Origin of the sequence: Streptomyces sp. NBC_00178 (assembly GCF_036206005.1) — a bacterium.
Lineage (GTDB): Bacteria > Actinomycetota > Actinomycetes > Streptomycetales > Streptomycetaceae > Streptomyces.
In genome coordinates, this window is record NZ_CP108143.1 from 2,504,795 (window position 1) to 2,518,494 (window position 13,700).

The window sequence follows — 13,700 nt, forward strand, 5'->3', positions numbered from 1 at the left end:
GTGTGCGCGCACCTTCCCGGACCCGCTACGATGCTTCCCGTACCGCAGTCCGGACGGACCGGCGGTGCGGCACTTGCGGGCGTAGCTCAATGGTAGAGCCCTAGTCTTCCAAACTAGCTACGCGGGTTCGATTCCCGTCGCCCGCTCCACACGGAGAACCCGGTCCGGCAGTCAGCTGCCGGACCGGGTTCTTTCGTATGCCGTCAGAAGTTGATCTGGTTGATCGTGTCGGCTATCGAGTTCATGAATCTGTTGATCGACGGGGCCATGCCCGTCGAGGCGAGGAAGAAGCCGAACAGCACGGCGACGACCGCCGGCCCGCCCTTGAGGGATCCGCCGCGGATCAGCACCACCAGGACGATCCCCAGCAGAAGCACCACAGACAGTGAAATGGCCACGACTGATCACACCCTTGGTCGGTCCGCCTTGCCGGCCCGGTGGCATGCGGCCCGGCACACCTCCGTCGCGCCCATCGTGCCACCAACTCCCCCGTCACTGCTGCCGGGTGACGGAGTGGACTGACCGGATCGCGCCATCCTCGCGCCCGCGCGCGCCCGTGTGCGCTCCGGCGCGGACCAAGGCCCCGCAAGGGGGGCGCGCCCTGCCGGCGCATTCTCCGCAGCCCTCGCGCGGAGGGCGCTCCGCATATCGGCCGCCGTGATCGTTTCACTATCCCCACACTTCATCCACAGCAATTCGGCGGGCGTTCGTGCGACGTAATTCACCTTCATTAATCACCCTCCGAAATGCACCATTTAAGGCGGATGAATCAGCACAGAACGGACAGAGATGGGTGGTTTCATATTCGAGCGCCCGGGCACACGCATTATTTCTTGAGGGTTTTACGCATACCGATCGACGGGTCTAAGGTGCATCCGATGTCCAAAGCTCCGAGCGAAATCCAGCGGTCCCCGATCACCCCGGAGAGCCGGGAGTCGGAGCCCAGACGACCGCAGCCCCTGGCGGTCGCCGGGCGGCCCTCCCCGACCCCCGGAAGCACCTCCGGCACCGCCCCCGCACGCGCCGCGACGCCCGCACCGGCCAAGCGGCGCGACGCGTACTTCGACAACGTGAAATACCTCGCCATCGTGCTCGTCGCGGTGGCGCACGCGTGGGAACCGGTGATGGACGGCAGCCGCACCGCCCGGGCGCTGTACATGGTCGTCTACACCTTCCACATGCCGGCGTTCATCCTCGTCTCCGGCTACTTCTCACGCTCGTTCGACATGAGCGCACCCAAGGTGAGGCGCCTGGTCACCGGGGTCCTCGTGCCGTACGTGCTCTTCGAGACCGCGTACTCGCTCTTCAAGCGCTTCGCCGGCGGTGCGGACGACACCCAGATCACCCTGCTCGACCCGCTGTTCCTCACCTGGTTCCTGATCGCGCTGTTCATCTGGCGCGTCACCACCCCGATGTGGCAGTCCCTGCGTCATCCGCTGCCCGTGGCCCTGACCGTCGCCGTGCTCGCCTCGGTGACGCCCGGCATCGGTGACGACCTGGACCTGCAACGCGTCTGCCAGCTCCTGCCGTTCTTCGTGCTCGGCCTGCTGATGAAGCCCGAGCACTTCCAGCTGGTCCGGCGGCGCGAGGTGCGGCTGATGGCCCTCCCGCTGTTCGCCGGAGCACTCCTCTTCGCGTACTGGGCGGCGCCGCGCATGCAGCTGGGCTGGTTCTACCGCAGCAGCGCCGCGCAGGAGCTGGACGCCCCGTGGTGGTCGGGGGCCGTGATGACCCTCGCCATGTTCGGGTGCGCGCTGCTCCTCACCATCGGCTTCCTGTCCTGGGTCCCGCGCCGGCACATGTGGTTCACCGTGCTGGGCGCCGGAACGATCTGCGGCTACCTGCTGCACGGCTTCCTGGTGAAGGGCGCCGGCTACTACGGCCTGTTCGACCGCTACGAGTGGCTCAAGGGCCCCGCCGGACTGGCCGTCGTGTCGCTCGTCGCGGCCGTCGCGGTCACCCTGCTGTGCACCCCGCCGGTCCGTCGCGCCCTGCGCTTCGCCACCGAGCCCGACATGAACTGGGCGTTCCGCCGGAGCCCCGCCAAGCGCTGAACCTGTCCGGATCGACCCCGTCCCGACGGGGCCGGCCCGGCCCTCAGGTCAGGCTGCCCCGGGGTTGGCTTGATCCCGCCCTTCGCCGGGCCTTCCGCCCTCCCCGAGCCCGAGCAGCCCACGCACCTGCGCATACTTCTCGGTCAGCCGGGTACGGGTCGCCGCTTCCAGGACCGCGAGCCGGTCCGGATCCGCGTTGTGGGCGAGATCCGACTCCTTGATCAACAGCGCTCCGGGTGTGGCGAGAATCCGCTCGGTGTAAGCGCAGAGGTCCTCGCCGTCCCGCTTGGTGACGGCGAGGACCATGTCCTTGACCTGCCGGGGCAGCGCGGCGTCGTCCAGCCACTGCCGGGAGAGCGCCCCGTCCTCCACCGCGTCGTGCAGCCAGGCCGCCGCGATCTGTTCCTCACTGCCGCCCCGGATCCGCACGCCCTCCGCGACTGCGGCCAGGTGTTCGGCGTACGGGCGCCCCGCCTTGTCGGTCTGGAGGCGGTGGGCCTCGCGGGCGACGGACTCCACCTCGGACAGGGTCAGGTACGCGGTCGGCATGGGCCGACTCTACGCCGCGCCCGGGCGTCCTCCACCGGATCCGGAGAGCCGGTCACAATCGTTCGGTAAACTAATTACTGACGATTTCTTGACGCTCTCTTGACCTGACGAAGGAGACGGGCTCATCGGACACGCAGACACGCTCATCGCCATGGGAGGCGCGTTCCTCGCGGCCGCCGTCCTCGCCCGCGTGGGCGGGCGCATCGGACTCCCCACCATCCCGCTGTTCATCCTCGCCGGCATCCTGCTGGGCCCCCACACGCCCGGGGTCGTCCTGCTCGACGACCCCCACGACCTGGAGATGCTCTCCGCGCTCGGTCTGGTGCTGCTCCTCTTCTACCTCGGCCTCGAGTTCCACCTGGACGACCTGAAGAAGGGCGGGCGCAAGATGGCGCTCGCCGGCGGCACCTACCTCGCCCTGAACGTCGGCGCCGGCCTCGGCTTCGGCTTCGCGCTGGGGTGGGGCACCTCGGAGGCCCTGGTCCTCGCGGGCGTACTCGGCATCTCGTCGTCGGCCATCGTCACAAAGGTCCTGGTGGACCTGGGCCGCATCGGGAACCCGGAGACGCGCCCGATCCTCGGCATCATCGTCGTGGAGGACGTCTTCCTCGCGCTCTACCTCGCGGCGCTGCAGCCGATCCTGTCGGGCGCGGACAGCCTCGGCGCCGCGGTGCTGGACGGCGGCAAGGCGTTCGGCTTCCTGCTGCTGCTCGCCGCGGCGGCCCGGTTCGGCACGAAGCTGATCAGCAAGCTGATCAGCACCCGGGACGACGAACTCCTCGTCATCTCCTTCCTGGGTGCGGCGGTCTTCGTGGCCGGGGTCTCGGAGTGGTTCGGGGTCGCCGACGCGATCGGCGCGTTCATGGTCGGCCTGATGCTGGGCAGCACCTCGTCCGGCGAGCGCATCCTCAAGCTGGTGCATCCGCTGCGGGACGCCTTCGGGGCGATCTTCTTCTTCGCGTTCGGGCTGTCCATCAACCCGGGCGACCTGCCCAGCGTCCTGTGGCCGGTGCTGGCCGCCGTGGCGGTGACCGTGGCGATGAACGTCTTCGCGGGCATGGCCACGGCGAGGATCTACGCCTTCGGCCCGCGGGCCACGGCGAACATCTCCACCACCCTGCTGGCCCGGGGCGAGTTCGCGCTGATCCTCGCCACCATGGCCGCGGGTGCGGGCCTGGACGAAAGGCTCTCGCCGTTCATCGCCGGGTACGTGCTCCTGCTCGCCGTCCTCTCGCCCCTGGCGGCCGGCCGCTCGCACTGGCTCGCCAGGATCCTGCCCGGCGGCCGGACGGCCCCGGAGCGGGAGGCGGAGAAGGAGGCGGTACCGGTCTGAGGGGGCAAGCGGCACGGGTGCGCGGGTCCGGGGCCCGCGGACCCGGCATTGACTCACGTATGAGTGATGAGCGGGGCTTCTCGTTGACGCCTGTACCGTTTCGACCGGTTGCGCATGGTTCAGGCGCGACGGGACAGCAGCAGCAGCGCGCGGTCGTCGTTGACGTCCTTCGCGCAGGCCTCGATCAGGTGCCAGGCAGCGCCTTCGAAGCCCGTGGCGACGTAGCGGTCGGCCTCGCCTGTCAGCCGGTCGATGCCCTCCGCGATGTCCCGGTCGGAGGCCTCCACCAGCCCGTCCGTGAACAGCATCAGGACGTCACCGGGCGCCAGGGACCCCTTCACCGCGTCGAACTCCGCCCCGTCGTAGACCCCCAGCAGGGGCCCCTCGGCGGCCATCTCCTCCCACCGGCCGCTCCCCGCGTGCAGCTGGAGCGCGGGGGGATGGCCGGCCGAGAGCAGTTCGTAGTCGCCGGACTCCAGGTCCAGGACGAGGTGGATGGAGGTGGCGAAGCCCTCGTCCCAGTCCTGGCGCAGGAGATACCCGTTGGCCGCGGGGAGGAAGCCGTGCGGCGGCAGGGAGCCCAGGAGTCCGCCGAACGCCCCGGACAGCAGCAGGGCCCGGGACCCGGCGTCCATGCCCTTGCCGGAGACGTCGGTGAGCACGACCTCCAGGGTGCGCCCCCCGTTCGTCCGGGCGGCGACGACGAAGTCGCCGGAGAAGGACTGTCCGCCCGCCGGGCGGAGCGCCATCTCGCGGTGCCAGCCCTCAGGCAGCCTCGGCAGGGCGCTCTGGACCCGGATCCGCTCGCGCAGGTCGAAGAGCATCGTGCCGCCGCGCCGCCACGGCACCCCCACCCTGGCCCTGAACTGCGCGAGGATCAGGCCGAAGAATCCGCAGGCCGCGACGACCAGGACCGTGCCCGGTGTGACCCTGGCAGGGCCCTCCGAGTAGGGGCCGAGAGCCAGGGACTCCACGATCAGGGCGGCGGCCGCGGTGGCGTAGAGGCCCAGCAGGCTGGCGGGGCGCAGCAGCAGGCCGCCGGCGACGATCGGCAGCGCGAGGGCCGTCGGTGAGCACCAGACCGGGTTGAGCAGGGTGCAGACGGTGATCACCGGAATGACGATCAGGAGGCCGGCCAGGGCTATCCAGTCGCTCCCGTCACCGCGGAAGTAGTCGACTCCGGACCGGCGCAGCGCGATGCGCGCCCGGTGCATGGATCTTCGCCACCGGGCGGTGTAGGTGTCTGCTCCTCTGCGACGGGCCATTGCCCGGACCTTATCGACCCGGAGGCCTCCGGTGCAGGGGTACCCCCGTGAGAATGCCCTCGAAACCGGGTCGCCCGGTCGTCGCGGCCCTGGTAGGCAGGGCGCATGACCACAGAATTGCGTGTGCTGTCGCGTGCGGACTGGGACGCCTGGCTCAGCTGTGTCGAGGTGGCGTTCGGCGGCGTTCCGATCTCCCCCGAGGGCCGCGAGATGTACGCCGCGCTGGCGGAACCGGACCGGTGCCTCGGCCACTGGGACGGCCCGGACTGCGTGGGGACGGCCGGGGCGTACAGCTTCCGGGTGGCCGTGCCGGGCGGCCGGGTGGTGCCGGCCGCGGGGATCTCGATGGTCACCGTCGCCCCGACGCACCGCAGGCAGGGACTGCTCACGGCGATGATGCGGCGTCAGCTCGACGGCATCCGCTCCGCGGGCGAGCCCCTCGCGGTGCTGCTGGCCTCGGAGCCCGCGATCTACGGACGGTTCGGCTACGCCGCCGCGACGTCCGAGACGAACCTGCGGATCGACACGTCCCGGGTCCGGATCGCCGCGCCCGAGGGCACGGACGGGGTGCGGTTGCGCCGGGTCCCGCCGGCGGACGCCCTGGACGCGTGCGAGGCGGTGTACGGCCGGCTGGCGGCGTCGCGGCCCGGCACTCCCCTGCGGCAGCCGGGCTGGGAACGGGTGCCGGTCAGCGATCCGGAGAGCGCCCGGAAGGGGGGCTCTCCCCTGCAGTGCGTCCTCGCGGAGCGGGACGGCGAGGTGACGGGCTACGTCACCTACCACCTCCACCCCTCCTGGGACGACTCCGGGCCCAGGGGCACGGTGGCGGTGCGCGACCTCATGGGGCTGGACCCCGCCTCGTACGCGGCGCTGTGGCGCTTCCTGTCCGGCATCGACCTGACGTCGGTGGTCGAGTGCCGCAACCGGCCCGCCGACGACGCGGTGCTCCGGCTGGTCTCGGACGTACGGCGGTGCGAGGTGCGGTCGCGGGACGGGCTGTACGTCCGGCTGGTCGAGCTGGGGCAGGCGCTGGAGGCGCGGGGCTACCGCACCCCGGTGGACGTGGTGCTGGAGGTGGAGGACACCTTCTGCCCCTGGAACGCGGGGCGTTGGCGGCTCACGGCGGACGCGGAGGGCGCGGCGACCTGCCGCCGCACGAACGAGGATCCCGAACTCGCACTCTCGGTCAACGAGTTGGCAGCCGCATACCTGGGCGGTGTGTCCCTGACGATGCTGGCCGCGGCCGGACTCGTACGGGAATTGCGGGCGGGTGCGCTGGCCGTGGCGTCCCTCGCCCTCTCCTCGGACACCCAGCCCTGGTGCCCGCACGGGTTCTGAGGTCCGGGGATTGCGGGACAGTCCTTAGCGTCCGCCCGCGGACGGCTGGCAGGACGGGCACCAGAAGAGGTTGCGGGCGGCGAGTTCGGCCGTGCGGATGCCGGTGCCGCAGATGTGGCAGGCCTGCCGGGCCCGACGGTAGACGTAGACCTCACCGCCGTGGTCGTCGACCCGCGGCGGCCGGCCCATCGCCTCGGGCAGGTGCTCGGGCCGGACGGTGTCGATCCGGTTGTGCCGCACACCCTCGCGCATCAGGACGCGGAGGTCGGCCCAGAGCGCGTCCCACTCACCCCGGGTCAGGTCCTTGCCCGGGAGGTAGGGGTCGATGCCGTGCCGGAAGAGGACCTCGGCCCGGTAGACGTTGCCGACTCCCGCGACGACCTTCTGGTCCATCAGCAGGGCGGCCAGGGTGACGCGGCTGCGGGAGACGCGCCGCCACGCACGCTCGCCGTCCTCGTCGCCGCGCAGCGGGTCCGGGCCGAGCCGGTCGTGTATCGCGCGCTTCTCGGGTGCGGTGATCAGGGCGCAGGTGGTGGGTCCGCGCAGATCGGCGTGGTGGGCGTCGTTGAGCAGGCGCAGCCGGACGGTGCCGGTGGGGGGCGGGGCCGGTACCCCGCCGAAGCCGAGCTTGCCGAAGAGGCCCAGGTGGATGTGGATCCACACCGAGCCCTCGAAGCCGAGGAAGAGGTGCTTGCCGTGGGCGTCGACGCCCGTGAACGTGCGGCCGTCCAGCAGCGCGGCGCTCTCGGCGAAGGTGCCCTGCGGGCTGCTCACGCGCACCGGCCGGCCGGTGAACCGCTCGTGGTGGTCGGCCGCGAGGCGGTGGATCGTATGCCCCTCGGGCACGGCTGGTCTCCTGGGAACGCGGGTGTGCCGCCGGGCGGGAGCCCGGCGGCACGAGGGATGCGGGTGCGGGGCGGGTCAGCCCTGCTGCGGGTGGTGGGCCGGGACCGGGGGGAGTTCGCCGGTGTTCTCGTAGGCCGAGAGCATGTCGATGCGCCGGGTGTGGCGCTCGGCACCCGAGTAGGGGGTGCCGAGGAAGATCTCGACGAACTTCGTGCACTCCTCGGCCGTGTGCATGCGGCCGCCGATGGCCACCACGTTGGCGTCGTTGTGCTCGCGGCCGAGAGCGGCGGTCTGCTCGCTCCAGGCGAGCGCGGCGCGCACACCCTTGACCTTGTTCGCGGCGATCTGCTCCCCGTTGCCGGAGCCGCCGATGACGATGCCGAGGCTGCCCTCGTCGGCGACCGTCCGCTCGGCGGCGCGGAGGCAGAACGGCGGGTAGTCGTCCTGGGCGTCGTAGATGTGGGGACCGCAGTCGACGGGCTCGTGGCCGTGGGCCGTGAGCCACTCGACGAGGTGGTTCTTCAGTTCGAAACCGGCATGGTCGGAGCCGAGGTACACGCGCATGGTGCGAAGTGTGACACGGACCGGGCGGGGTAATCGTCAGCGGGGTCGGGACCCACCGGGCCGTTCCCGGATCGCCTTCCGTGCGGGATCTGTGGGCCATGCCACTCCGGCAACGATCGGGTCAAGGAACCGGACCAGGGGGTTCCGCTTCTTGCGCCGGCCGGGCTTGAATGCGTGGCCTTGCCTCCGCACCACCCAAGCGGAGGCAACACCGACACACGTGATCAGAAAACGTAAGGATTCGATCCATGACGTCGCAGACGACTCTGGCAGGTCCGGGCCAACAGCCCGGTGAGCCGGGTGAGCCGGGCTCACCGGACGGGCTCAAGGCCGGTCTCAAGAACCGTCACCTCTCGATGATCGCCATCGGCGGCGTGATCGGAGCCGGCCTCTTCGTCGGCTCGGGAGCCGGTATCGCCGCCGCGGGACCGGCCATCCTCCTGTCCTACGCGCTGGTCGGCCTCATGGTCGTCCTCGTCATGCGGATGCTCGGCGAGATGGCCGTCGCCCGGCCGAGTTCCGGCTCCTTCTCCGCCTACGCCGACCAGGCCCTGGGCCGCTGGGCGGGCTTCTCCATCGGCTGGCTCTACTGGTTCTTCTGGGTCGTGGTGCTCGCCGTCGAGGCCACGGCGGGCGCCAAGATCCTGGAGAGCTGGGTCCCGGGCGTGCCGCAGTGGGCCTGGGCGCTGATCGTCATGGTGGTGCTGACGGCGACCAACCTGGTCTCCGTCGGTTCGTACGGCGAGTTCGAGTTCTGGTTCGCCGGGATCAAGGTCGTCGCGATCGGCGCGTTCGTCGTCGTGGGCCTGCTCGCCGTCTTCGGAGTGCTGCCGGGATCGGACCACGCGGGGTCGGGCCTCGCCCACCTCACGGACACCGGAGGGTTCTTCCCCGAGGGACCGGGGGCCATCCTCACGGGTGTCCTGATGGTCGTCTTCTCCTTCATGGGCAGCGAGATCGTGACGCTGGCGGCCGGCGAGTCCGAGGACCCGCGCCGTGCCGTCTCCAAGGCGACCAACAGCGTGATCTGGCGTATCGCGATCTTCTACCTGGGCTCGATCTTCGTCGTCCTCACCCTGCTGCCGTGGAACGACCCCTCGATCGTCGAGGACGGCTCGTACGTCGCCGCGCTCAACGTCATCGGCATCCCGCACGCGGGCCAGGTCATGGACGTCATCGTGCTGACGGCCGTGCTCTCCTGCCTGAACTCGGGCCTGTACACGGCCTCGCGCATGGCCTTCTCGCTGGGGCAGCGCGGCGACGCGCCCAAGGCGTTCGCCACGGTGAACAAGCGGGGCGTGCCCCAGGTGGCGATCCTGTCGTCCGTGGTGTTCGGTTTCGTCGCGGTGTTCTTCAACTACCAGTGGCCGGACACGGTGTTCGCCTTCCTGCTGAACTCCTCCGGCGCGGTCGCCCTGTTCGTGTGGCTGGTGATCTGCTTCACCCAGCTGCGGATGCGCGGCATCATCCTGCGCGAGTCGCCGGAGAAGCTCGTCGTACGGATGTGGCTCTTCCCGTACCTGACCTGGGCGACGATCGCGATGATCTCCTTCGTCCTGGTCTACATGCTGACCGACGATGCCGGACGCGAGCAGGTGCTGCTCTCGCTGCTGGTCGCGGCCCTGGTGGTGGCCGTCTCGCTGGTGCGGGACGCCCGCAGCCGGAAGGCGGCGGCGCCGGTCGAGTGACCGGCCCGCCCGCCTGACGGCGGGGCCGGTCATGCCAGGAGGGCTCCCCCCTCGTCACGCCGCGCGGCGTACGGGCGGGGAGCCCTCCTCATGGGTCCGCGCGCGCCTTCCGCGGTGCCCCCTCCTCACGGGGTCCGCGCCCACCTTCCGCGGCTGCCCCGGGTCGATCCGCCGGGACCACCCGGGTCCGGACATACGAGAGGCCCGCCGGTCACGTGTCGCGTCACGGACCGGCGGGCCCCTTCGGTGGTGGAAAACCCGGCGTCAGCCGCGACGCCCGAGGAGCTTCCAGGAGGCGGGGAGGGCGCCCATCGCCAGTGCCGCCTTGAGGGCGTCGCCGATCAGGAAGGGCACCAGGCCCGCCGCGACGGCGGCACCGAAGGACATGCCGGTGGACAGCGCGAGGTAGGGCACGCCGACCGCGTAGATGATCAGGGAGCCGACCGCCATGGTGCCCGCGGTGCGCAGGACCGACCGGTCGCCGCCGCGGCGGGCGAGGCCGCCGACGACCGTGGCGGCGAGGAGCATGCCGAGGACGTAGCCGAAGGACGCGCCGCCGGCGCCGGAGCTGCCCTCGGAGAACCACGGCACGCCGGCCATGCCGACGAGCGTGTACAGGGCGAGCGAGAGGAAACCGCGGCGCGCGCCGAGGGCGGTGCCGATGAGCAGTGCGGCGAAGGTCTGGCCGGTCACGGGGACCGGGGAGCCGGGGACGGGCACGGCGATCTGCGCGGCGATGCCGGTGAGCGCGGCGCCGCCGAGGACCAGGGCCGTGTCGACGGCGTAACGGTTCCGGGCCGCGGGCAGCAGGTCGGCGAGGACCGCTCCGGAGCGGGCGGGGGCGGCAGCAGTGCTCATCAGGACTCCGCGGGTGAGATCGGCAGGGCAGGACTGATGGTGACGTTAGCCGACTGAATATCGCTCGATCACCATCAGCCGCCCACAAAGCGGTGGTTGACGGCTTAGTCGGGTTCGCACAAAGGGGGTTGCGCAATCTCTCCTCGACGTGATGCTGGTCACTGAGGTGAGGAAGCACGCCGGCCACGGTTCGGGACGGGGCTCCGGGCCGTGAGACTGTAGGTTCCCCATAAATGATCCCGGAGTGACCCGCACCTCATGCATGACGCGCCCCCCACGCAGTCCCCCGCACCCCCGAAAGCCCTGACGCACGGCCTGAAACAGCGCCATCTGACGATGCTCGGTCTCGGCGGGGTGATCGGAGCGGGACTGTTCGTCGGCTCGGGTGCCGGGATCGCGGTCGCCGGGCCGGCGGTCGTCGTCTCCTACCTGATCGCGGGCACGCTGGCGATGCTCGTGATGCGGATGCTGGGCGAGATGTCGGCGGCGATGCCCGCGTCCGGGTCGTTCTCCGTCCACGCGGAGCGCGCGCTCGGCCGCTGGGCCGGTTTCGGGGTGGGCTGGCTCTACTGGTTCCTGCTGGTGGTGGTCCTCGCCGTGGAGGCGACCGCCGCCGCGCAGATCGCCCACGGGTGGGTGCCCGCGGTGGATCAGTGGCTGTGGGTGCTGCTGTTCATGGTCGTGTTCACGGTGGCCAACCTGACGGCGGTGAAGAACTTCGGCGAGTTCGAGTTCTGGTTCGCCGCGCTCAAGGTGACCGCCATCGCGGCCTTCCTGGTGCTCGGCCTGCTGGCCGTCCTCGGCCTGCTCCCGGACACGGATCCGGTGGGTCTGACGAATCTGACCGGCCGGGGCGGTTTCCTCCCGAACGGCTGGAGCGGGGTCGTCTCCGGTGTGCTCACCGTGGTGTTCGCCTTCGGCGGGCTGGAGGTCGTCACGATCGCGGCGGCCGAGACCGACGATCCGGCGCGCGCGGTGGGCCGCGCGGTGCGCAGCGCGGTGGTGCGCATCCTCTTCTTCTACGTCGGTTCCATGCTGGTCGTCGTGACCGTGCTGCCGTGGACCGCGCAACGGGCGGGACTGAGCCCGTACGTGAAGGTCCTGGACTCGCTGGGCGTGCCGTCGGCCGGGCAGATCATGAACATCGTGGTGTTCGTCGCGCTGCTCTCCGCGCTGAACGCCAACCTGTACGGATCGTCACGCATGATCTTCTCGCTGGCCGAGCGCGGGGAGGCGCCGCGCGGTCTGCTCAGGGCCGCGGCCGGGCCGGCCGGCGGCGGGGTCCCCCGGCGCGCGGTGCTGGCCTCGGTGGCTTTCGGGTTCGTCTCCGTCCTGCTCAACCTCCGCTGGCCCGACACGGTGTTCCTCTACATGCTCAACTCGGTCGGCGCGGTGCTGCTGTTCGTGTGGGGCCTGATCGCGGCCTCCCAACTGCGGCTGCGGCGCACGCTGGAGCGCGAGGCGCCCGGCGGCCTGGCGCTGCGGATGTGGTGCTTCCCGTATCTGACCTGGGTGACGCTGGCCGGTCTGCTGGGCGTCCTGCTGCTGATGCTCACCGACGACACGGCCCGCCCGCAGGTGCTGTGGTCGGCGGGGGCCACCGGCGTCGTGCTGGTCGTGGCGGCCGTGCGGGAGTCACAGGCCCGGCGGTAGGCGGGTGGGCACGATGTGTGAACCCGGTGACCGTATAGCGGACAGCCGTTCCCTGTCGCCGGGACGCGTGTTCAGACTGTGGGCCGTCCCCTGTCCCCACCAGTGAACAGAGCCGCCCCATGTCCCGGACCTCTGCGCCGCCCCCCACGGACTCCGCGGCCCCCACCGCCGACTCCGCCCTCACCCACGGCCTCAAGCAGCGCCACCTGTCGATGATCGCCCTCGGGGGTGTCATCGGCGCCGGGCTGTTCGTCGGCTCGGGTGCGGGGATCGCGTCGGCGGGCCCGTCCATCGTCGTCGCCTACGGCATCTCCGGCTTGCTGGTCATGTTCGTGATGCGGATGCTCGGCGAGATGTCCGCGGCCAACCCCGCGTCCGGCTCCTTCTCCGTCCACGCGGAACGGGCGATCGGACCGTGGGCGGGCTTCACCGCCGGGTGGTCGTTCTGGGTGCTGCTCTGCGTCGCCGTCGGCCTGGAGGGCATCGGCGCCGCGCAGATCGTCACGGGCTGGCTGCCGGGGACTCCGGAGTGGGCGTGGGTGGCCCTGTTCATGCTGGTGTTCCTCGGCACGAACCTGGCCGCGGTGAAGAACTTCGGCGAGTTCGAGTTCTGGTTCGCGGCGCTCAAGGTCGTCGCGATCAGCCTCTTCCTGGTGCTCGGCGTGCTCGCCGTCCTGGGCCTCCTGCCCGGCACGGACTCCCCCGGCGCCTCGAACCTCACCGCGGACGGCGGGTTCCTGCCGCACGGCTCGAACGGGTTCATCATCGGACTGCTGGCCTCCGTCTTCGCGTACGGCGGCCTGGAGACGGTCACCATCGCGGCGGCGGAGTCCGAGAACCCGGTGCGGGGCGTCGCCAAGGCCGTACGTACGGCGATGTGGCGGATCGCGGTCTTCTACGTCGGCTCGATGGCGGTCGTCGTCACCCTCGTCCCCTGGGACGACCCCCAGGTCGCCGAAGTCGGCCCGTTCTACGCGATGCTCGACCACCTCGGCATCAGCGGCGCGGCGGAGATCATGAACGTGGTCATCCTCGTCGCCCTGCTCTCCGCGATGAACGCGAACATCTACGGCTCCTCGCGCATGGCCTGCTCCCTCGTCGCCCGCGGCCAGGGCCCGAAGGTCCTCGGCAAGGTGTCCTCGGGTGTCCCCCGCAACGCGGTGCTCGCCTCGTCCGTCTTCGGTTTCCTGTGCGTGCTGCTCAGCTACTGGCGCCCCGAGGACGTCTTCCCATGGCTCCTCAACATGATCGGCGCCGTGATCCTGGTCGTCTGGATCTTCATCGCCGTCTCGCAGCTGATCCTGCGCAGGCGGACCGAGCGGGAGGCGCCGGACCGGCTCGTCGTGCGCATGTGGCTCTTCCCGGTGCTGACGATCGTGGCGCTGGCCGCCATGGCCGGCATCTTCCTCCTGATGCTGCGCCAGCCCGGCACGCGCGACCAGCTGCTGGCGACCGGTGCGCTGACCGCCGCGCTGATCGTGACCGGCCTGGTGCGCCAGAAGCGGGCCGAGCGGACCGCCCCGGCCCAAAACTGAGTGCAGGCGGCACGGTC

At 70.9% G+C, this 13,700-nt stretch carries 12 protein-coding genes and 1 tRNA gene; 7 read left to right on the forward strand and 6 right to left on the reverse strand.

What is annotated here, in order from left to right; genetic code table 11:
* Positions 1–75 precede the first annotated feature (75 nt).
* A tRNA-Gly gene (locus OHT61_RS10840) sits at positions 76–149 on the forward strand.
* A gap of 54 nt (positions 150–203) precedes the next feature.
* Here the strand turns inward: OHT61_RS10840 and OHT61_RS10845 are convergent.
* On the reverse strand, positions 204–398 hold the full coding sequence (locus tag OHT61_RS10845) for a hypothetical protein (protein ID WP_329037267.1): 195 nt from the start codon (positions 396–398) through the stop codon (positions 204–206).
* Positions 399–878: 480 nt separating this feature from the next.
* Between OHT61_RS10845 and OHT61_RS10850 the strand changes: the two genes are divergently transcribed.
* The gene (locus OHT61_RS10850) at positions 879–2,054 is read left to right on the forward strand and encodes an acyltransferase family protein (RefSeq protein ID WP_329037269.1); all 1,176 of its coding nucleotides are present in this window, start codon (positions 879–881) and stop codon (positions 2,052–2,054) included.
* A gap of 48 nt (positions 2,055–2,102) precedes the next feature.
* On the opposite strand, the gene OHT61_RS10855 is transcribed toward OHT61_RS10850, so the two are convergent.
* A complete protein-coding gene (locus tag OHT61_RS10855; protein WP_329037271.1) occupies positions 2,103–2,603 on the reverse strand; it encodes an HD domain-containing protein in 501 nt (166 codons plus the stop codon).
* Between the two features lie 151 nt (positions 2,604–2,754).
* Here OHT61_RS10855 and OHT61_RS10860 point away from each other — a divergent pair, with 151 nt between their 5' ends.
* Entirely contained in the window at positions 2,755–3,936 is a 1,182-nt protein-coding gene (locus OHT61_RS10860) for a cation:proton antiporter (protein WP_329037273.1), read from the forward strand.
* Between the two features lie 119 nt (positions 3,937–4,055).
* Here the strand turns inward: OHT61_RS10860 and OHT61_RS10865 are convergent, their stop codons facing one another.
* Positions 4,056–5,201, reverse strand: a complete 1,146-nt coding sequence (locus tag OHT61_RS10865) for a PP2C family protein-serine/threonine phosphatase (protein ID WP_329037275.1) — start codon at positions 5,199–5,201, stop codon at positions 4,056–4,058.
* A gap of 105 nt (positions 5,202–5,306) precedes the next feature.
* Between OHT61_RS10865 and OHT61_RS10870 the strand changes: the two genes are divergently transcribed.
* Positions 5,307–6,539, forward strand: coding sequence for a GNAT family N-acetyltransferase (locus OHT61_RS10870; protein WP_329037276.1), 1,233 nt, complete (start codon positions 5,307–5,309; stop codon positions 6,537–6,539).
* 24 nt (positions 6,540–6,563) lie between these two features.
* Here the strand turns inward: OHT61_RS10870 and OHT61_RS10875 are convergent, their stop codons facing one another.
* Both OHT61_RS10875 and OHT61_RS10880 read right to left on the reverse strand, forming a co-directional pair.
* Positions 6,564–7,385 carry an Fpg/Nei family DNA glycosylase gene (locus OHT61_RS10875; RefSeq protein ID WP_329037277.1) on the reverse strand — a complete coding sequence of 274 codons (822 nt, stop codon included), beginning with the start codon at positions 7,383–7,385 and terminating at the stop codon, positions 6,564–6,566.
* Between the two features lie 75 nt (positions 7,386–7,460).
* Complete coding sequence (locus OHT61_RS10880) at positions 7,461–7,949, reverse strand: ribose-5-phosphate isomerase (RefSeq protein ID WP_329037278.1); 489 nt, start codon at positions 7,947–7,949, stop codon at positions 7,461–7,463.
* Between the two features lie 248 nt (positions 7,950–8,197).
* Here OHT61_RS10880 and OHT61_RS10885 point away from each other — a divergent pair, with 248 nt between their 5' ends.
* On the forward strand, positions 8,198–9,637 hold the full coding sequence (locus OHT61_RS10885; protein WP_329037279.1) for an amino acid permease: 1,440 nt from the start codon (positions 8,198–8,200) through the stop codon (positions 9,635–9,637).
* A gap of 264 nt (positions 9,638–9,901) precedes the next feature.
* Here OHT61_RS10885 and OHT61_RS10890 read toward each other — a convergent pair whose 3' ends face one another.
* Positions 9,902–10,495 carry a biotin transporter BioY gene (locus OHT61_RS10890; RefSeq protein ID WP_329037281.1) on the reverse strand — a complete coding sequence of 198 codons (594 nt, stop codon included), beginning with the start codon at positions 10,493–10,495 and terminating at the stop codon, positions 9,902–9,904.
* A 258-nt stretch (positions 10,496–10,753) separates the two neighbouring features.
* Between OHT61_RS10890 and OHT61_RS10895 the strand changes: the two genes are divergently transcribed.
* On the forward strand, positions 10,754–12,148 hold the full coding sequence (locus tag OHT61_RS10895) for an amino acid permease (protein ID WP_329037283.1): 1,395 nt from the start codon (positions 10,754–10,756) through the stop codon (positions 12,146–12,148).
* A 119-nt stretch (positions 12,149–12,267) separates the two neighbouring features.
* Positions 12,268–13,683 carry an amino acid permease gene (locus OHT61_RS10900; protein ID WP_329037285.1) on the forward strand — a complete coding sequence of 472 codons (1,416 nt, stop codon included), beginning with the start codon at positions 12,268–12,270 and terminating at the stop codon, positions 13,681–13,683.
* The last annotated feature ends 17 nt before the right edge of the window (positions 13,684–13,700 follow it).